Genomic DNA, 18,612 nt, shown 5'->3' with positions numbered 1-18,612 from the left:
TACCAGGTTGCGCAGTTTTACCTGGTAATCCCCTTCCTCCGTCCCTGGACGAAACTTGATTTCTTTAACCTGAATCTGCTTCTGGTTTTTCTTGGCCGCGGCAATCTGCTTCTTCTTCTCGAAGATCGATTTGCCGTAGTCCATCAGTTTGCAAACAGGGGGTACTGCATCGGCGGAAATTTCCACCAAATCCAGTTTGGCCTCTTCAGCCTTAAGAAGCGCGTCTTCAATTGACACAATCCCAAGCTGTTCACCTTCAGCCCCAATTAACCGAACCTCGCGTGCCGAGATATTCTCGTTGATCGGGGCTTTCGGTGCAGCTCGTTTATCTTGTCTCATTTCACGCTTAATAGTAATTACTCCGAATCTGGGCGACCACGCCGGGAAACCGCTTGCGCGAGAAACTCAGCGAACTGGGCGACGGGCATCGATCCCAGGTCAGCACCTTCACGAGTACGCACAGCGACAGTCTGCATCTCGACTTCCCGATCTCCGATAACCAAGAGATAAGGAACCTTGAGCAAAGTATGCTCGCGGATTTTAAAGCCGATCTTTTCATTTCTCAAGTCAGACTTGGCACGAAATCCGCTTTCATTGAGGGTTTTTTCAACCTCGGCGGCAAAATCGGCCTGTTTGTCAGTGATATTCATGATCACTGCCTGGGTCGGAGCCAGCCACGCAGGGAATGCACCCTCGTAGTGCTCGATCAGGATTCCGACGAAACGTTCGAAGGATCCGAGGATCGCCCGGTGCAACATCACCGGGTGCTTGCGACTGTTGTCTTCGGAGACGTATTCGGCTCCCAGACGGACAGGCAGGTTAAAATCGAGCTGAAGGGTACCACACTGCCAGACACGACCGAGGCAATCTTTCAGCGAGAACTCGATCTTCGGACCGTAGAACGCACCCTCGCCCGGCTGCAAATCGTAAGGCAAGCCAGCGCTATCAAGGGCTGCAGCCAATGCAGCTTCAGCGCGGTCCCACAGCTCGTCGGAACCGACGCGTTTTTCCGGACGAGTGGACAGCTTCATTTCGACGTCTTTGAAGCCGAAGTCGGCATAAACGTCCATGGTCAGCTTGATGAACGCAGCGGATTCAGCCTGCATTTGCTCTTCAGTGCAGAAGATGTGGGCGTCATCCTGAGTGAACGCACGCACGCGCATGATGCCGTGCAGCGCACCCGATGGCTCATTACGATGGCAAGCACCGAATTCGGCCAAGCGCATTGGCAACTCGCGGTAGCTTTTCAGGCCCTGATTGAACACTTGCACGTGGCAAGGGCAGTTCATTGGCTTGATGGCGTAGTCGCGGTTTTCCGACTGCGTGGTGAACATGTTGTCAGCGTAGTTGGCCCAGTGCCCGGATTTCTCCCACAGGCTACGGTCAACGACCTGCGGAGTTTTGATCTCCAGGTAACCGTTGTCGCGCTGAACCTTGCGCATGTATTGCTCGAGCACCTGGTATAGCGTCCAGCCGTTCGGGTGCCAGAACACCATGCCCGGCGACTCTTCCTGGGTGTGGAACAGCCCCAGACGCTTGCCGATCTTGCGGTGATCGCGCTTCTCAGCTTCTTCGATGCGCTGGATGTAAGCCGCCAGCTGCTTCTTGTCTGCCCACGCCGTGCCGTAAACGCGCTGCAATTGCTCGTTCTTGGCATCGCCACGCCAGTAGGCGCCGGACAACTTGGTCAGCTTGAAGGATTTCAGGAAGCGCGTGTTCGGCACGTGCGGGCCACGGCACATGTCGACGTATTCTTCGTGATAGTACAGGCCCATGGCCTGCTCGTTCGGCATGTCCTCGACCAGGCGCAGCTTGTAGTCTTCGCCACGGGTCTTGAACACTTCGATCACTTCGGCACGCGGAGTGACTTTCTTGATCACGTCGTAATCTTTTTCGATCAGCTGCTGCATGCGCTGTTCGATCGCGGCCAGGTCGTCCGGGGTGAAAGGACGTTCGAAGGCGATGTCGTAATAGAAGCCTTCATCGATGACCGGACCGATGACCATCTTGGCCGTCGGGTACAGCTGCTTGACCGCGTGGCCAACCAGGTGGGCGCAAGAGTGGCGAATGATCTCCAGCCCCTCTTCATCCTTTGGCGTAATGATTTGCAGCGTGGAATCGCTGTCGATGATGTCGCTGGCGTCGACCAGCTTGCCATTGACCTTGCCGGCCACGGTGGCCTTGGCCAGACCTGCACCAATGGATGCGGCGACCTCGGCTACGGAAACCGGGTGATCGAATGAACGTTGACTGCCGTCGGGAAGAGTAATAGTTGGCATGGCGCCTCCTCTCCTAGTGGTGACCCCTACCAAAGGTCACGTGGGTTGGGATGAGCCAGTACAAGATCCGATCCAGGCCATTCAATGACGAACGCCTGCCTTACAGCGGCAGGAGCCTTGCGGCCAACCGGAAAACCGAACCAGAGTGACTGGGATTCAAATCAGGGTTATTCGCGCTGTTGCCGCCACCGGGACTGAAGGTCATCCGGAGCCTGCAAAAGCCCGAGCGACGCATGCTAGCACAGATGAACGGTCGTCGAGGCAACGAGGCTTTGTGCTGGGGCAAATCATGCAATTTATGCCAGAGTGCTGAACTTGAACCCCGCTTTGCCCCTCAGATAACAAGACATTGACCCACAAGGAGCATCCCAGCATGCGTCTGAATCGTTTGTTCGCAGTAGTCGCCCCCATCGTTCTGCTGCTGCCACTGGCCGCCCATGCCGACTGGCCGAAGGGCGAGCGCGAGAAATACATGGCTCAGTGCACCCAGGCAGCGACCCCGCAGATTGGTGCTGCTGCAGCGAAGTCTCACTGCGCTTGCGGGGCTGATGCAATCAAGTCGTATCCGGCCGGCGACATCCAGGCACTGATGGACAACAAGGCCAGCCCGGAACTGCAACAGAAAGCACTGGGTCAGATCGCCAAATGCAAGGCCAATACCCCGGCGAAAAAGTGACAAAAAAGTCCTTTTGACCCGGTTCAACACCGATAAAAAACGATGCATTTGAGCTTTTTCGTACAATTTATGCAGGTTTTACAGGTTTTTTTATCGTCTTTACTTTCGGCTGAAAGCCTTGTAAAACGGGGCTTTCAGCTACATCAAGCAGCAAACGAAACGCGACTGTAGGGCAAACAGCACGTCCGGGGGGCTCCCAAAGCGAACATTTCGACTATGATACCCCGGTGTGCCCAGTTGGCCTGAGCAGCACAGCACTACTGAAAATATATGTTTCTTGGAGATACACCATGTCTAATCGCCAAACCGGCACCGTTAAATGGTTCAACGATGAAAAAGGCTTCGGCTTCATCACTCCTCAAGGTGGCGGTGACGACCTGTTCGTACACTTCAAAGCTATCGAAAGCGACGGTTTCAAAAGCCTGAAAGAAGGCCAGACCGTTTCCTTCGTGGCTGAGAAAGGCCAAAAGGGTATGCAAGCTGCACAAGTCCGCGCTGAGTAATTTTCAGCCGCACTAAAAAAACCCCGTCCACGTGACGGGGTTTTTTATGGGCGAAACAAAAGCCCGAAGCGATCAGCCGCAGTTGACGCGGGTGACGACCCGATTGGCATCGGTATTCAGATTCAGGCGATCGGAGCGGTACTCCAGGGTCACCATATCGGTGGGCAAGAGGAACCGTGCATTCTGCGCACCTGCGCGGGTACGCGCCTGCTCCAGCAGTGCGGGCGAAGCCGCTTTGCCGATGGCGAATTCGGCTGCCTTTGCCTCGCAACGGCTGTGACCTGTGTCAGTCGTCGCTACAGGGTCTGCTGCCGACTCGGAGGATGTGCTGCTGCAACCAGCTAGCAGAGTGACGGCGAACAAAGTACCCAATGACGCGAGCTTCCAAGGCATGAAGCCTCCTTTTTTCCAATAGTTAAGCTGAGATCTTGCGACCGCCAATCCGGCATTTGGTTTCAAGGTGAGTGCCATCACCCTGCCCTCGGACCGCACGAGCGGCGAGTTTGCCTGAGCAGCGCCCTGTCGTTCATCCCTCAATCGTGACTGAATATGAACAACCCTCAATAGACGTCGATGTAATCGAACGGCGGGTTCGGCCAGTTCTCTTTCAGTGCATTGAAGATCTGCATGACCCAGACCTCGTCGCTGGCCGCGACCAATCCTACATAACCGGAACCCTTGGCCCACGTTTCCAGACGAAACAGTAGCCCGCTGATATCGGTGCCGCCTACAACACCCGATGAAATGTAGGCAATGCCGGCCTTGGTCACCCGCAGTTGCGTGTGTTCATCATCACTGGCAGAAGCCAGCAATTGGCGCACCGCCTCGAGAGTCAAACCGTCGGGCGTGTTCAAATCGATCTGCACAGCACGGTCCTTAAAAATTCGTCAAAGACCAAGTGTCGCATAGCCCTCCTCTCATGCCTAAGTCGAAGTGCCAAACACCGCGCAAAATGGTTAACTCGACACTCAGACTTTCCCGACTTCACGAGCGCCATCATGTCCACCATAAGCATCGACGCTAACATCACCGTCAAGTGGCCGCAGGGTCACAGCTCTTACAGCCCGGGCAGCCCGGAAGAGTTCGCAATCATTGGCATCGATCTATTGGTCAAGGAACTGGGAACCGAAGCGGCCAGGAAATTCATCGCGCAGATATTCGAGAAATACCCCGCCGACTATATGGGCCTGACAGAGAACGAGCGGGCGTAAAACCCGCAGGCTGGCACCTGCGGGTGCATGGCTTACTTCAGACGAGCCAGGCGCTGGGTCAGCAAGTCGAAGAAACCCTGAGCGTCGCCGTTTTCCACCCAGAAAGCGTTCTTCGGCGCTTTCAGGCCGTCATACCAGTCGACGATGGTTTGACCGAAGGTCGGGCCTTCGCGGCTATCAACGACCACATTGACCGAGCGGCCGGTGAACAACTCAGGCTTGAGCAGGTAGGCGATGACGGTTGCGTCATGCACCGGGCCACCCGGAATACCGTAGTGTTCCATGTCGCCTTTGACGTACTCATTGAGAATGTCGCCCACCAGCTTGCTGGCGTTGTTGTTGATCGCTGCGATCTGCTTCAGGCGCGCGTCACTGGTGAGGATCTTGTGGGTCACGTCCAGCGGCAGATACGTCAGCTTCACACCGCTTTTGAGCACCACTTCGGCAGCCTGCGGGTCGGCGAACAGGTTGAACTCCGCCACCGGGGTGATGTTGCCGCCGTTGAAATGCGCGCCACCCATGATCACCACTTCCTTGATGCCCTGAACGATTTCAGGTTCCTGGATCAGCGCCAGGGCCAGGTTGGTCTGTGGACCGAGCATGGCGATGGTGATGCTGTGAGGCTTGGCGGCCTTCAAGGTATCGATCAGGTAATTGACCGCATTGCCTTCGGCCAGGCCTTTCTTCGGCTCGTGCACGGTGACGCCCGACAGGCCTTCCTTGCCATGGATGTTCTCCGCATAGATCGGCGTGCGCATCAACGGTTTCGGTGCGCCCGCGTAGACCGGCACCTCCTCGCGCCCTGCCCACTCGCGGGCCAGTCGCGCATTTCGCGAAGTCTTGTCCAGACGCACGTTGCCCGCGACGGTGGTCAGCGCACGAATATTGAGTTCTTCCGGCGACGCCAACGCAAACAGCAAGGCGACGACGTCGTCGGCACCCGGATCGGTGTCGATGATCAAATCGATCTTTTCCGCCGCCTGGGCGCTCGTTGCAGTAATCAGGGACAAAAGCAGCAGACTCCGGAGCAGGTGGTGCAGTTTCTGAGCATAGCGGTGCATATCGCACTCCTTGTGCGTGGGGGAACAAATCTTGATTACAGCGGGTTAGAACGTCACCCCCGATACCAGCACGATGTTGCAGTACGGCGCACATTCGCCTGTACGAACAATCGCTCGCGCCTGTCGGCTGAGGACTTTGAATTGGTCATGGCTGAGCAGCTCACGCGGGCCCAGCGCGCCTTTGGCGTTCAGCTCATCCAGCGAGCTCAAGGCAGGCGGTTGTTTGTCCAGAATCTCCTGGGCCAGCACATGGCGCTCAACCTGCATTTCGCTGAGCACGACCTTTAAAGTGCTGACGAAATCCGGAATACCCTGAGTCAGGGCCAGGTCGATCAGTTCGACGCCCGGCGGTACGGGCAGGCCGGCATCGCCGATCACGACCATATCGCCGTGACCCAGGGACGCGATCAGCCGCGACAGCGCGACGTTGAGCAACGGTGTCTTTTTCATGGTGCTTTGAACGCCTGTACATCGGACAAGGTGGGAATCGAGGGTTGCGCGCCGGCACGGGTGACCGACAGCGCCGCGGCAACCTGGCCGAAACGGATCGCTTCAGCTTCGGTTTTTCCGGACGCCAGCGCGGCGGCGAACCCACCGACGAAAGTGTCGCCAGCCGCCGTGGTATCGACAGCCTTCACCTTCGGCGCCGGAAAATGTTCGAAGCCTGTGCCGTTGGCAAACATTGATCCTTGAGCACCCAAGGTGATGATGACCTTACCGGCGCCCAGGGTGATCAAACGGGTTGCGGCGATTTCGGCGGACGCAAGGGAGTCCACCGGCAAACCGCTGAGGGCCGAGGCCTCGCTTTCATTGGGAATCAGGTAATCGATGGACGCATACCAATCCGCCGGCAGCGGACGACTGGCCGGCGCCGGGTTGAGGATCACGATTTTGCCCAGCTCATGGCCGCGCTTGAGGGCATGACCCACCGTGGCATCCGGCACTTCCAGCTGACAAATAATCACATCCGCCGCCTGCAACACTGCATCGAACCGGTCGATCACCTGTGGTGTCAGCGCACCGTTGGCACCGGCAACGATCACGATTGCGTTCTGGCTGTTGTCATCGACCACAATCAAGGCCACGCCGCTGGAGCCCTCGACAGTGCTGACGGCCTGGCAGTCGATCTGCTCGGCCAATAGGGCCCCGCGCAGTTCTTCACCGTAAGCATCGCTGCCGACACAACCGACCATCGACACCTGCGCCCCCAGCCGCGCCGCGGCGACCGCCTGGTTCGCGCCCTTGCCGCCGGAAACCGTGGCAAACGACTGCCCGATCAGCGTCTCACCGCCACGGGGCAACCGTGGAGCCCGGGTCACCAGGTCCATGTTCAGGCTGCCTATCACCACTACTTTTGCTGGCATACATCACTACTCGTCAATTCGGTTTCAGCGGTATTCGTCGAACACACCGGCAAGCGGCGCAGTCGATTCTCGCAGGACAATACTGGGCGTCACGATCCGTTGATCGGTGGCCATGTCGGGTGTTGCGATTCGTCGCAACAGAACCTCGGCCGCCATCTCACCGAGCTGCAGGATCGACTGGCCCACGGTGGTCAGCGCCGGGTAGACATAACGGCTCATCTGGATATCGTCGAAGCCGATCACCGACAGCTCGGTAGGTACACGCACATTGCGCTCGGCAGCCGCTCGCAACACGCCGATGCCGATCATGTCGTTGCCGGCGAAGATCGCGCTGGGCGGGTTCTTTTCCAGCAGAATCGCGGCGGCGTTGTAACCGCCCGTGCTGGTGAAATCGCTTTCCAGCATGCGTTCGGGATGCACTTCCACCCCCGCCTCTTTCAAGGCTCGGCAATAACCGGCCAGACGCATCTGCGCCACGCTGGTACCTGCCGGGCCACCGATGGTGGCGATGTCCCGGTGACCCAGCTCCAGCAGATGCCGGGTGGCCAGGTAGGCGCCGTATTCGTGATCGATACGCACCAGGTCGGCATTCACACCTTCCAGCCCGCGGTCGACGATGACCATCGGCGTGCGCACGCCAGCGAGACCTTCTGCCAGCCCCGCGTCGCCACCGGCCGAGGCCACGATCAACCCGTCGACGCGTTTTTCCAGCAGCACGCGCAGGTAACTGCGCTGTTTGTCCGGGTTGTCGTCGGAGTTGCAGAGGATCACGCAATAGCCGTTACGCTCGCAGTAATCCTCAATGCCACGGGCCAGTTCGGCGAAGTACGGGTTGAGGCTGTTAGGCACCAGCAAACCGATGGTCGCCGTGGTCTTGGCTTTCAAAGAACGGGCCACGGCGCTCGGCACGTAGTCCAGGGTCTTGATCGCCGCCTCGACTTTGATCCGCACCTCTTCGCTGACCGGCCGGGTCTTGTTCACCACATGGGACACCGTGGTGTAGGAAATTCCCGCGAGTGCCGCTACATCCTTGATCGTTGCCATGACTCAGGTCCGCCGGCTTGCGCGCTGACTGCGATAAGTATCAAGCACCACCGCCACCACGATCACTGCGCCGGTGATGATGCGTTTGGTCGGCTCGGTCGCGCCGATCTGCGCCAGGCCTGCCGCCAGTACGGAAATGATCAGAACCCCGAAGAAGGTGCTGATCACCGAACCACGGCCGCCCATCAGACTGGTGCCGCCGATTACCACGGCAGCGATCACTTGCAGCTCCAGCCCGGAGCCGGCGTTCGGGTCCGCCGCTTCCAGACGGGAAATCTGGAACAGCGCGGCAATACCGGCCAGCAGCCCCATCAGACTGAATACCAGGATCTTGTAGGGTTTTGGATTGATCCCGGCCAGACGCACGGCTTCTTCGTTGGTGCCGATGCCGATCAGGTAGCGGCCGAACACGGTACGGGTCAGCACGGCCTGGGCAATGATGATGATCAGCAAGGCAATGATGAACGACGGCGAGATGCCAAAGGCAATCGGGTTGGACAGCCAGGCGAAGGCATCACCGATGTAAGCCGTGCGCGAACCGGTCATCTGATACGCCACGCCACGGGCCATTTCCAGCACGCCGAGGGACACGATGAACGACGGAATTCGCCACGCCACGGTGATCGATCCGGTGATGGTCCCGGCCAATGCCGCAATCGCCATCCCGAGCAGCGCCGCAGGCAGGACGCTCCAGCCCCAGCCGAGAATCGCCACACTGACGGCCGACGCTGCGAGCGCCAATACCGAGCCGACCGACAGGTCGATACCGCCGATGATCAGCACGAACGTCATGCCGACCGCCAGCACCATCAAATCGGGAATCTGGTTGGCCAGGGTGCTGAAAGTGTCGTAGGACAGGAAGTGGCTGCTCAATACCGAGAACAGCGCAACCATCGCCAGCAAGGCACCGGCCAGGCCCAGGTAGGTGCCCAGACCGTAGAAATTGCCACTACGTTTGCCGGCAGAAGATGCAGTTTTCATGGAAGATCCCTAGGCGCTGCTTCGTTGAGCAACGCATCACGTTTTTGGTAGCCGGCGAACGCGGCGGCAAGCAAATCATCCTGGGTCCAGCTGTCGCGCTCGAAAGTGTCGATCAGGCGCCCCGCCGACAACACGCCGATCCGGTCGCAGATCAGCATCAGTTCACGCAGGTCGCTGGACACCACCACCAGCGCTTTGCCCTGTCGGGTCAGCTCACCGAGCAGCGCATAGATGTCGAACTTGGCGCCCACATCGATGCCACGGGTCGGTTCATCAAACAGCATTACCGAACAGTCACGCTCCAGCCAACGGCCGATCACGACCTTCTGCTGGTTGCCGCCCGACAGCTCGGAGACCAGTTGCGTCGGGCTCGAACTGCGGATGCGCATGGCGTCGATCTGACGCTGGGCCAGGGACATTTCGTCAGCGTTATTGACGATGCCGCCGCTGGAAATAACCGGCATGTTGCCCAGCGCGATGTTGGCGCTGATCGACTGGGTCAGCAGCAGGCCTTCACCTTTGCGGTCCTCGGTGATCAGAGCGATGCCATGACCGACCGCATCGGCCGGCGAACGGATGCTCACCACCCGGGCCGGCGAACCCAGCGCGACGGTGCCGCTGTCCGCCGTGTCGGCACCAAAGATTAGACGCAGCAACTCGGTGCGCCCTGCCCCGATCAATCCGGAAATCCCGTAGATCTCGCCAGCGCGGACTTCGAAGGACACGTCACGCACCTTGTCCGAGCGAGTCAGCCCTGTGACCGTCAACGCTGGAGCACCAATCTTGCGCGGGCCCAGGTCGATGTGTTCGCCGAGTTCACGGCCGACCATCAACGTGACCAGTTGCTCGCTGTTGTAATTGGCCATCGGCTCGACGCAGACCAGGTTGCCGTCACGCAACACCGCAATGCGCTGGGCCACTCGCGCCAGCTCTTCGAGCCGGTGGGAGATATAGATGATCGACACGCCGCGAGCTTGCAGGCGGGTGATCTGCTCGAACAGCATCTCGACTTCACGGGCGGTCAGCATCGCCGTCGGTTCGTCGAGGATCAGCACATGGCAATCGCCGATCAGGTTGCGCGCGATCTCGACCATTTGTTGGTGGCCGATGCCGAGTTCGCCGACCAGGGTGTCCGGGTCGATCGCGTCGAGCCCGACCTGAGCCATGGCCTCGATCGCGGCTTTGCGCAGTTGCTTGCGACTGATCCAGCCGCCATTACTCGGCAAATTGTCGAGAAACAGGTTTTCCGCCACCGACAGTGTCGGCAGCAGATTGAGTTCTTGCATGACCATGCGGATGCCCAGGTCTTCGGCCTGGGTGCGGCTGCCGGGGCGGTATTCCTGCCCCTGGAATTGCATCTGGCCGGTGGTCGGCGTGACCAGTCCGCCAATGATTTTCGACAGCGTGCTTTTGCCGGCGCCGTTCTCGCCGGTCAGCGCCAGCACCTCACCGCGCATCAGCGTCAGATCAATGCCGGTCAGGACGGGTTGGGCGTAGGTCTTGCCGATGCCGCTGACCGAGAGGACAGCGTTCGGGGCGGAAACTGACATAAAACTCTCCATGCGCTCGCCCGGGCGGGCGAGCACCGTTGTGTCGCCAGAAGGGTTACTTGGTGACCAGCTCTACCGGAGTTTCGATCACGCCGTTGGCGCCGCTGTCGACCTTCTCGCCCTTGATGATTTTCAGCGCAGTCTCGATACCGAACACGGCTTGCCTGGCGGCAAACTGGTCAGCGGTGGCCAGGACCCGGCCGTCTTTCAACATCGGCTTGATGGCGTTGATGTTGTCATAACCGACCACTTGAACCTTGCCGGCCTTGCCTGCCGCACGCACGGCGGAAACGGCACCGACGGCCATGCTGTCGTTGCCGGCCAGCAGGGCTTTGACTTCCGGGTATTCGCTGAGAATCGAGGCGGCAACCTTGTTGCCCTTGTCGATCTCCCAGTCACCGGACTGCAACGAGACGACCTTGATCTGCGCCGCTTCCATTGCATCCTTGAAGCCTGCGGTGCGGGCCTGGGCGTTGGTGGTGGTGGACACGCCTTCGATGATGCCGACTTCGTCACCGGCCTTCAGCTGCTTGGCCAGGTACTCGCCAACCAGGCGTGCGCCTTTGCGGTTATCCGGGCCTACGAACGGAACATTGATGTTTTTGCTTTTGACCACGGCCGGGTCCAGCTGGTTATCGATGTTGATCACGGTGATACCGGCATCGATGGCTTTCTTGATCACCGGAACCATGGCCTTGGAGTCGGCCGGCGCGATGACCAGCGCATTGACCTTGGCCAGAATCATTTGCTCGACGATGCGCGTCTGACCCGCAGTATCCGTTTCGTCCTTGATGCCGTTGGAGATCAGCTCGAAATCGCCGGAATGGTCTTTTTGATACGCCTTGGCGCCATCTTCCATGGTCAGGAAGAACTCGTTGGCCAGGGACTTCATGACCAGCGCGACTTTGGGTTTTTCAGGGGTCTCGGCGAATGCCGAAGAGACAGGCAGCGCGGCGGATGCGGCAGCCAGCATAGCGACAGCAAGAAGACGTCCAGCGAATGGCAGCTTCATGGGTTCACTCCGATCTTATGATTATTGTGAGCAACGCTTGCGCTGGCGTGAGCTTCATTGGGTCCGCCAATGGACCGAGCCATCAAGAACAGCGCGCAAACGTTTGCGTAGACCGAACTATGCGAACCCTGCTGTGATTTGTCAACGACCTGTTTTGTGTCTCGGTTGGCAAAAACCAACCCTCCACATCACGCGGTCGTGCTGACCAGACCACCCGTACTGGAGTCCTTGGCCAGTTCTTTCACCAAGTTCCCGGTGACTTGCGCCAGTGCGCCATTGGTTTCGGCGATCTGCCCCTGGATCGACATGACGGCTGTGGCTTTGGCCTCCTCGGTTGGATAAGACGCTGCCTGAGCGGCCGCCAATTGCTGCTGTTGTTCGCGCAGCTGCTGTTGCAGTTCTTGCATGCGCTTGAGCAACACCTGAACCGCAATACTTTGGCTGCTTTTGCTCTCGGATTTGCTTTCGTCCTGAGCAGCCCCCCCGGTTCTGACCTGGTTTTCTTCCTTTCCAGTCAGCTGTGTCGACGCCTCTTCCGTCGCTTCGCTCAAGGCATTGATCGTCGACGGAGTCTTGCCACCGATGGTGATTGCGCCCGCATTTGGAAAACCGACAGAAAAAGACATGTGCACTCCCGAAAAAAAATCCCTTGAAGGGGCATCGACCTGGGCGCGGGTTTCTTTAGCACTGATTTTCTATCTGGCAAGGCGATGTGTTCACCGGAGGTCGTAGGCCTTTTCGGAGAGCCGAACGCGAAACGTCAACTTATTCGGAAACCCGGACACAAGGCTGTTTAACGCTGGTAGTCCAATGAATAAATATTGATATAAATCATCATGTTAAAAGTTTTTCTCACTCAACGTATCGCTGGTACAGATCCTGCTCTTCACCTAGACCCCAAGCGTTCAGATCTGCCTGGGGCGTATCTAGATGAACTTGCATCAGCACCGTCTCACTACTAGAGAGAAAATAATGAAATCTGCCATCAACACCTTTATTCCGGGCGCTTTGGCCCTCCTGCTACTCCTGCCTTCTGCCGTTCAGGCAAAAGAAGTCGAAACCCAACAGAAGCTGGCCAACGTGGTGATCCTCGCCACCGGCGGCACCATTGCCGGCGCCGGCGCGAGCGCCGCTAACAGCGCAACCTACCAGGCGGCGAAAGTCGGTATCGAGCAGCTGATTGCCGGGGTTCCGGAGCTCAGCCAACTGGCCAACGTTCGCGGCGAACAGGTCATGCAGATCGCCTCGGAAAGCATCACCAACGACAACCTGCTGCAACTGGGTCGTCGCGTCGCCGAACTGGCCGACAGCAAAGACGTGGATGGCATCGTGATCACCCACGGCACCGACACCCTGGAAGAAACCGCCTACTTCCTCAACCTGGTGGAAAAAACCGACAAGCCAATCATCGTCGTCGGCTCCATGCGCCCGGGCACCGCAATGTCGGCTGACGGCATGCTGAACCTGTACAACGCCGTCGCCGTGGCCAGCAGCAAAGACGCCCGTGGCAAAGGCGTGCTGGTGACCATGAACGATGAGATCCAGTCGGGTCGCGACGTCAGCAAAATGATCAATATCAAAACCGAGGCGTTCAAAAGTGCCTGGGGCCCACTCGGCATGGTGGTTGAAGGCAAATCCTACTGGTTCCGTCTGCCGGCCAAGCGCCACACCATGGATTCGGAATTCGACATCAAAACCATCAAGAGCCTGCCTGACGTCGAAATCGCCTATTCCTACGGCAACGTCAGCGACACGGCCTACAAGGCACTGGCTCAGTCCGGCGCCAAAGCGATCATCCATGCCGGCACCGGCAACGGTTCGGTCTCCTCGCGTGTGGTCCCTACCTTGCAGGCCCTGCGCAAGGACGGCGTGCAGATCATTCGTTCGTCCCACGTCAATGCCGGCGGTTTCGTCCTGCGTAACGCCGAACAACCTGACGACAAGTACGACTGGGTCGTGGCACACGACCTGAACCCGCAAAAAGCCCGCATCCTGGCCATGGTCGCGCTGACCAAGACCAACGACAGCAAAGAGCTGCAGCGGATGTTCTGGGAATACTGATTTGCCCTCGCCCGACCGATTCCGGTCGGGCACTGCGTTCACCACTCGCCAGCTTTGGCGAGTGGTTCACACCCCCTCCGATATTCCGATAAAAATTTCCCTTCGTCCTACACCAAACGGAAAAAACTGCTGTCAGAGGATTTTCTTGAATTTTAAGCAGTTGCGAAAATGCCTACAGTTAAATACTGTATGCACGTACAGCTTAATAAGGATAATTCCGTGGCCACAACCTCTGCCTCTCCTGATGCCTATCAACGCATGGGCATGCGCGTCCAGAAAATCATCAATTCCCCCACCGCTCAGAAAGCCAAAGCCGCACTGATCTTCCGACTACCGGACGAACCCGTGGATGAGTGGGAGCAATTGCTGGAAGAAATCGATGAGAACGACAACGTCACACTCGCCTATCGCGACGATGGCGGTGTGCAGGTTTTCTGGGTTGTGCCGAAGGAAGATTGAGTCAATGAGTGTCCGCTGGTTTGCTTTGCTGTTTCTGTTCATCACCCTCGGCGCCCAGGCTGGCGCCCCACGCACCTTCAACGAAGCCAAGAAAGTCGCCTGGAAGCTGTACGCACCGCAATCCACCGAGTTCTATTGCGGCTGCAAATACACTGGCAACAAGGTCAACCTCGCAGCCTGTGGGTATGTGCCGCGCAAGAACGCCAAGCGCGCCGCCCGCATCGAGTGGGAGCACATTGTGCCGGCCTGGCAGATCGGCCATCAGCGCCAGTGCTGGCAGGAAGGCGGGCGCAAGAACTGCACGCGCTACGATCCGACCTATCAAAAGGCCGAGGCTGACCTGCATAACCTGGTGCCCAGCATCGGCGAGGTGAACGGCGATCGCAGTAACTTCAGTTTCGGTTGGCTGCCGGTGCAATCGGGTCAATATGGCTCGTGCCTGACCCAGGTCGACTTCAAGGCGAAGAAGGTCATGCCCCGCCCTTCCATTCGCGGCATGATCGCCCGGACGTATTTCTACATGAGCAAACAGTACGGTTTGCGCCTGTCGAAACAGGATCGGCAACTGTACGACGCGTGGAACAAGACCTATCCGGTTGAAGCCTGGGAGCGTCAGCGCAACCAGAGCGTGGCGTGCGTGATGGGTCGCGGCAACGAGTTTGTAGGGCCCGTGGACATGAAAGCCTGCGGCTGATCGACCGCAGAAAACCAAAAAGGCCTCGGGTGTTTATGCCCGAGGCCTTTTTTCGTTTCTATCCGCCGCCTTTGTTGTAGCGCCAGTAGCCCATCAGATTGAGTGACTCCCGGGCAATGCCGCGCTCCTTGATCAAGTGCTTGCGCAGGCTCATCACGGCCACCGTTTCCCCAGCGATCCAACCGTAGAAACCATCACCGGTCGAGCCGGCGGTTTCCCAGAGAATCTCTTCGTCGACATCGACTTCCGTCAGCTCCACTGCTTCATGAACCTGCGAAGAAGTGACCGGCAATTCCGCCTGGCGGACCGCTTCAACCATCAGCGCACCAGCGGCCTTTCCGCTGGAATGATCCCGGACCAGCCACTGCACCGACAGACCCGGCCAATCAGGAACTGGCAATGCGTCTTCTGCACTGTCCACTTCGAAAAATGCCTGAGTCATCGGCGGCTCAGCCAAGACGGCCGTCTCGTCCAGGATACCGAGAGCAGCGGGCAATGCAGTGGCGTCGGCCACCAGCAACAGATGCTTGAGGGTGTGAGGCGGCTTCCATTCGAAACCGCCCGCGTCTTGCGCTGAAAACTGGCGATCCGGGGCGACGATCTGGATAGGCTCGCCCGCCACCGCACGAATTGCCCAGCGGGAGGCCGGACCGGTTTCGCCGTGCAATACGAAGTCGATGTCCACTTCGCCTTGCTCGGCCCGCAAATGCCGGATGGTGTAAGTGCGCATTGCCGGACGCTGGTTGGCCGGCATTGAACGGTAGCGCGCATACCAATGCTGGTCATGAGCCAGCCTGGCAGGCGACCCGTCTTCGGCTGGGAAGAACAGTTTGACGCGCTGATCCGGCGCCCAGGTGGCCATTTCGTTGACCATCGGGCCGGCCAGGGTCACGCGCATTAAATGCGGGCTGAGGTTTTTTTTGTGCGCAAGGACCGCGTCGAATAGTTTGTAAGGGGTGGCGGAGGCCATGGAGAGCTCCTTCTGGGAATCGACAGTGACTACGCTTAGAGACGAGTCAATGTGGATCCCCTTTAAGGTGCTTCGACAAAAGGCTCCCGCGAAAAGAACTGTTACTGGGCTACGGGACGCTCAAGCACCAGCAACTCGATGTTCTGTTTCTTGGCTCGGGTAAGCGCTGCAGCCACCTCGGCCTGTTTGGCCTCGGCCTCGGCTTTCGAACTGAATGGCCCGACCAGAATGCGAGCCTTGCCGTTTTCCATGACGACGCTGGGCACAAAGCTGTGCTCGATCAACCAGCCGCTCAGGTCGCTGACAGCCTGGGGTGTCTCGCCTCGCACTTCGACATCCCATTGCGGCCCGGTGACGGCCGCAGGTGCGGAAACGACTGCCGGCTTCGGCTTTTGAGCGTCAACGCCCTTACCTTGATCGCACCCAACCAACGCCAGTACTGCGATTACCAAGACCATTTTGCGCACAACGTGTCCCTCTGAATGCTGAAAGCGGCGATTTTAGCATTCATGAATACTTCCCGAGTGCCGCAAAATGGGCGCAAAACAACGAGAATGATGGTTGCGGCCTCTGTATAGTTACGCCTTGGGAATTAATGCAGCATCTGCGCGTCAGAAAGAGGCACCCAAACCGTGAGACTTCGCACTAATCTATACATACCACCGACCTCTGCACTGTTCGAATCAGGTGCCCTACAAAGCAATCAAGGAGAAGACCATGCTGATACTCACCCGCAAAGTCGGTGAAAGCATAAATATCGGTGACGACATTACGATCACCATTCTGGGCGTGAGCGGCCAGCAAGTCCGGATCGGCATCAACGCGCCGAAAGACGTCGCAGTGCATCGCGAAGAAATCTACCAACGCATTCAGGCTGGCCTTACCGCTCCAGACAAGCCACAAACTCCCTGAATCCTGTTGCAGTCAGTAGCCAGCCCGTTCAACCCCGGACAACGGCTGGCTAAAGATTCAAGCGTCGTGCCGCCATCCGTTCATCTGTTCGCCCCTTCCTGCCAAAAACGTGAAGCCGATATTAACTGCACGTCCCCTGCCCTGACTGTCAGACGTTTCGGATTAACCCCGAGGAAGAACGTGATCAGATCCGGCTAACCAAACGTCACGCCGCGCGCCATGCCCGTGGCAGCCACGACCATCAACAACACCAGCAGCCCTTCGACATGACTGATCCGCGCAAACAGCTTCGAGCGCCCGGTGTTGATCGCCGCGCCACGGCTCAGTGCGATCCGCCATTTGATCAGCGTGATCATTGGCGCAACCTCAAGCAGCAGGATCAGCACGAAGAGCGTCATCTTGAGATGGAACAAAGGCTGGTGAAGGTAGTAATCCGTACCTTTTTCGTACCCGCCGAAGGCCCGCATCCCACCTGTGATCAGGAGGAGGACGGCAGAGATACCCCACAGGTTATCGGCCATCAACACACGACGAGCCTCCCCCGCCCCGGCTGCCAGACGGCTGAATGCCGTGCCCCGCGTCAGTACAGCCCAAAACCCCAGGGCAAAAGCCAACAGGTGAATTGCCGCAAGAAACCAATGAACCAGCATCGATTTGCCCCCATCTGACAGACTTTGAGATTGCCAGTCAGTAGTAGTCTAAAAAACCGGGATGCGCTTGATTTGGAGACGGTGCTTTCGGGGTAGAGGAGGAACAGCGAAGGGACACTTAAACGGCGGGGACAAATTTCAGGCAAAAAAAAGCCCAAGCAGCTGATGGAAGCTTGGACCTTAAAAATGCATAAACCGTGGTGGTGAACGCGAAGCAATCTTACCTAAAACCGACACTTGTAACAATATATTTTGAGGACCGTTCGGTTAATTAATTTTCTAAGTGATTAAATATCCACACTATTTCTGTGGACCTTGGTCAAATCACTCTATATCAATACGTAGCTGACATTTTTTCAAAGCGCCAAACAGAAAGCCCAGCACGATGGCTGGGCTATGGTTATTTTCTGCTTTCCATCATTTTGTCAGCGAGCGCCTTGGCTCTTTCGATCAACAGGTTTTGCCTGTCCTCGTGAGTAGCCCCTCCTACAACCGGGGCCGTCAGGTTGCTTTCCGCAATCAACGCAGCGCAGAAGTATTGATCCCAAACAGCCTTGTCCTCGGACGCCTGTTTGTTCATTTGGTCAGCGATCATATGCGGCTCCTTTTGGTGAGGTAGCTCCGCCAGTTTACGCCTGAATTGCTGGTTTCCACGTCACTGAAAACTTGCGGACCGCCGTGAGCTTTGCTGCCAGGAAAAGATGACAGAGCCCAAGGGTCATCGAGAGAGCAGGCATGCACAATTGATCAATCCGGCTTTTTAAACCAGTAATCCGCTCGCTTCCCCGGGTTCGCCACGATTTCATCGCATTTAGCCGAGTATTTCTTTATCAAATTCGACCATTTCACGGCGTCACCATTGACCTCTTCAAGCATTGATTTGATCGCCTTTTCCGTTTTGACTCGAATCATGTCCTCATTAATGAGCTCTTTGGCAAAAGCTAAAGCACTGACCGCCGCCTGTTTTTTCTGCTCAGCCAGTTCCGGTTGCGCCCGAACGGACCTGGATGAGATCAAATAGAAGCCGGCGCAGTCAGTAAGCTCATTCGAGAAACTGTTTATTGCGGGATCGGTCTCGAACGCAGACGCTGAGCCTAGCGGAAGCAACAAAACAAAAAAAAGATATCGACCCACAGCGAAGCGTCCTTTCAACGGCTTGAGATGTGCGGGCTTTGTAGCACACCC

General features: G+C 57.7%; 24 protein-coding genes. 7 read left to right on the top strand and 17 right to left on the bottom strand.

Annotated features, from left to right (window positions below; all coding sequences use genetic code 11):
- The coding region (gene infC / locus ACIQV9_RS24120; protein WP_403106838.1) for a translation initiation factor IF-3 at positions 1 to 357 on the bottom strand (357 nt) is incomplete at its 3' end.
- Positions 357 to 2,279 carry a threonine--tRNA ligase gene (gene thrS / locus ACIQV9_RS24115; RefSeq protein WP_403106829.1) on the bottom strand — a complete coding sequence of 641 codons (1,923 nt, stop codon included), beginning with the start codon at positions 2,277 to 2,279 and terminating at the stop codon, positions 357 to 359. The genes thrS and infC, both read right to left, overlap by 1 nt.
- A 373-nt stretch (positions 2,280 to 2,652) precedes the next feature.
- Between thrS and ACIQV9_RS24110 the strand changes: the two genes are divergently transcribed.
- Positions 2,653 to 2,955: a hypothetical protein gene (locus ACIQV9_RS24110; protein WP_403106826.1), complete on the top strand. Its 303-nt coding sequence runs from the start codon at positions 2,653 to 2,655 to the stop codon at positions 2,953 to 2,955.
- Positions 2,956 to 3,245: 290 nt separating this feature from the next.
- The gene (locus ACIQV9_RS24105) at positions 3,246 to 3,458 is read left to right on the top strand and encodes a cold-shock protein (RefSeq protein WP_007905882.1); all 213 of its coding nucleotides are present in this window, start codon (positions 3,246 to 3,248) and stop codon (positions 3,456 to 3,458) included.
- Between the two features lie 72 nt (positions 3,459 to 3,530).
- Here ACIQV9_RS24105 and ACIQV9_RS24100 read toward each other — a convergent pair whose 3' ends face one another.
- Both ACIQV9_RS24100 and ACIQV9_RS24095 read right to left on the bottom strand, forming a co-directional pair.
- The gene (locus ACIQV9_RS24100) at positions 3,531 to 3,851 is read right to left on the bottom strand and encodes an I78 family peptidase inhibitor (protein WP_403106835.1); all 321 of its coding nucleotides are present in this window, start codon (positions 3,849 to 3,851) and stop codon (positions 3,531 to 3,533) included.
- 167 nt (positions 3,852 to 4,018) lie between these two features.
- Positions 4,019 to 4,324, bottom strand: coding sequence for a hypothetical protein (locus ACIQV9_RS24095; RefSeq protein ID WP_403106823.1), 306 nt, complete (start codon positions 4,322 to 4,324; stop codon positions 4,019 to 4,021).
- A gap of 132 nt (positions 4,325 to 4,456) precedes the next feature.
- On the opposite strand from ACIQV9_RS24095, the gene ACIQV9_RS24090 reads away from it, so the two are divergent.
- A complete protein-coding gene (locus tag ACIQV9_RS24090) occupies positions 4,457 to 4,669 on the top strand; it encodes a hypothetical protein (RefSeq protein ID WP_094471650.1) in 213 nt (70 codons plus the stop codon).
- Between the two features lie 32 nt (positions 4,670 to 4,701).
- Here the strand turns inward: ACIQV9_RS24090 and ACIQV9_RS24085 are convergent, their stop codons facing one another.
- From ACIQV9_RS24085 to ACIQV9_RS24050, 8 genes are all read right to left on the bottom strand, one after another.
- Complete coding sequence (locus ACIQV9_RS24085) at positions 4,702 to 5,730, bottom strand: nucleoside hydrolase (RefSeq protein WP_403106819.1); 1,029 nt, start codon at positions 5,728 to 5,730, stop codon at positions 4,702 to 4,704.
- A gap of 45 nt (positions 5,731 to 5,775) precedes the next feature.
- On the bottom strand, positions 5,776 to 6,180 hold the full coding sequence (gene rbsD / locus ACIQV9_RS24080) for a D-ribose pyranase (RefSeq protein ID WP_403106816.1): 405 nt from the start codon (positions 6,178 to 6,180) through the stop codon (positions 5,776 to 5,778).
- Positions 6,177 to 7,094: a ribokinase gene (gene rbsK, locus ACIQV9_RS24075; RefSeq protein ID WP_403106813.1), complete on the bottom strand. Its 918-nt coding sequence runs from the start codon at positions 7,092 to 7,094 to the stop codon at positions 6,177 to 6,179. The genes rbsD and rbsK overlap by 4 nt, the downstream gene beginning before the upstream one ends.
- A 24-nt stretch (positions 7,095 to 7,118) precedes the next feature.
- Positions 7,119 to 8,138, bottom strand: coding sequence for a LacI family DNA-binding transcriptional regulator (locus ACIQV9_RS24070; protein ID WP_403106811.1), 1,020 nt, complete (start codon positions 8,136 to 8,138; stop codon positions 7,119 to 7,121).
- 3 nt (positions 8,139 to 8,141) lie between these two features.
- On the bottom strand, positions 8,142 to 9,119 hold the full coding sequence (locus tag ACIQV9_RS24065; RefSeq protein WP_010455954.1) for an ABC transporter permease: 978 nt from the start codon (positions 9,117 to 9,119) through the stop codon (positions 8,142 to 8,144).
- Entirely contained in the window at positions 9,116 to 10,669 is a 1,554-nt protein-coding gene (locus ACIQV9_RS24060) for a sugar ABC transporter ATP-binding protein (protein WP_403106808.1), read from the bottom strand. Before ACIQV9_RS24060 ends, ACIQV9_RS24065 begins: the two co-directional genes overlap by 4 nt.
- A gap of 55 nt (positions 10,670 to 10,724) precedes the next feature.
- On the bottom strand, positions 10,725 to 11,681 hold the full coding sequence (locus tag ACIQV9_RS24055; protein ID WP_403106805.1) for a sugar ABC transporter substrate-binding protein: 957 nt from the start codon (positions 11,679 to 11,681) through the stop codon (positions 10,725 to 10,727).
- 188 nt (positions 11,682 to 11,869) lie between these two features.
- Positions 11,870 to 12,307, bottom strand: coding sequence for a hypothetical protein (locus ACIQV9_RS24050; protein ID WP_403106802.1), 438 nt, complete (start codon positions 12,305 to 12,307; stop codon positions 11,870 to 11,872).
- A 346-nt stretch (positions 12,308 to 12,653) separates the two neighbouring features.
- Here ACIQV9_RS24050 and ACIQV9_RS24045 point away from each other — a divergent pair, with 346 nt between their 5' ends.
- The 3 genes from ACIQV9_RS24045 (at position 12,654) to ACIQV9_RS24035 (ending at position 14,895) form a co-directional block, all read left to right on the top strand.
- Positions 12,654 to 13,742 carry an asparaginase gene (locus ACIQV9_RS24045; RefSeq protein WP_403106799.1) on the top strand — a complete coding sequence of 363 codons (1,089 nt, stop codon included), beginning with the start codon at positions 12,654 to 12,656 and terminating at the stop codon, positions 13,740 to 13,742.
- A gap of 168 nt (positions 13,743 to 13,910) precedes the next feature.
- Complete coding sequence (locus ACIQV9_RS24040) at positions 13,911 to 14,201, top strand: DUF1654 domain-containing protein (protein WP_403106796.1); 291 nt, start codon at positions 13,911 to 13,913, stop codon at positions 14,199 to 14,201.
- A 4-nt stretch (positions 14,202 to 14,205) separates the two neighbouring features.
- Positions 14,206 to 14,895, top strand: coding sequence for an endonuclease (locus ACIQV9_RS24035; protein ID WP_109633159.1), 690 nt, complete (start codon positions 14,206 to 14,208; stop codon positions 14,893 to 14,895).
- Positions 14,896 to 14,953: 58 nt separating this feature from the next.
- Here the strand turns inward: ACIQV9_RS24035 and ACIQV9_RS24030 are convergent, their stop codons facing one another.
- Both ACIQV9_RS24030 and ACIQV9_RS24025 read right to left on the bottom strand, forming a co-directional pair.
- Positions 14,954 to 15,865, bottom strand: a complete 912-nt coding sequence (locus tag ACIQV9_RS24030; protein WP_403106793.1) for a siderophore-interacting protein — start codon at positions 15,863 to 15,865, stop codon at positions 14,954 to 14,956.
- Positions 15,866 to 15,966: 101 nt separating this feature from the next.
- Positions 15,967 to 16,332: an SPOR domain-containing protein gene (locus ACIQV9_RS24025; protein WP_403106790.1), complete on the bottom strand. Its 366-nt coding sequence runs from the start codon at positions 16,330 to 16,332 to the stop codon at positions 15,967 to 15,969.
- Between the two features lie 250 nt (positions 16,333 to 16,582).
- On the opposite strand from ACIQV9_RS24025, the gene csrA reads away from it, so the two are divergent.
- Positions 16,583 to 16,777, top strand: coding sequence for a carbon storage regulator CsrA (gene csrA / locus ACIQV9_RS24020; protein WP_007938114.1), 195 nt, complete (start codon positions 16,583 to 16,585; stop codon positions 16,775 to 16,777).
- 194 nt (positions 16,778 to 16,971) lie between these two features.
- Here the strand turns inward: csrA and ACIQV9_RS24015 are convergent, their stop codons facing one another.
- The 3 genes from ACIQV9_RS24015 to ACIQV9_RS24005 all read right to left on the bottom strand — a co-directional run bounded on the left by ACIQV9_RS24015 (position 16,972) and on the right by ACIQV9_RS24005 (position 18,561).
- Positions 16,972 to 17,427 carry a DUF2214 family protein gene (locus ACIQV9_RS24015; protein WP_403106786.1) on the bottom strand — a complete coding sequence of 152 codons (456 nt, stop codon included), beginning with the start codon at positions 17,425 to 17,427 and terminating at the stop codon, positions 16,972 to 16,974.
- Positions 17,428 to 17,827: 400 nt separating this feature from the next.
- Positions 17,828 to 18,022: a hypothetical protein gene (locus ACIQV9_RS24010; RefSeq protein ID WP_403106784.1), complete on the bottom strand. Its 195-nt coding sequence runs from the start codon at positions 18,020 to 18,022 to the stop codon at positions 17,828 to 17,830.
- Between the two features lie 152 nt (positions 18,023 to 18,174).
- Positions 18,175 to 18,561, bottom strand: a complete 387-nt coding sequence (locus ACIQV9_RS24005) for a hypothetical protein (RefSeq protein WP_403106781.1) — start codon at positions 18,559 to 18,561, stop codon at positions 18,175 to 18,177.
- Between the last annotated feature and the right edge of the window lie 51 nt (positions 18,562 to 18,612).

Origin of the sequence: Pseudomonas sp. NPDC099000 (assembly GCF_044759925.1) — a bacterium.
GTDB lineage: Bacteria > Pseudomonadota > Gammaproteobacteria > Pseudomonadales > Pseudomonadaceae > Aquipseudomonas.
Note: the sequence above shows the minus strand (reverse complement) of the source record. Positions and strands in the feature narration are given on the sequence as shown.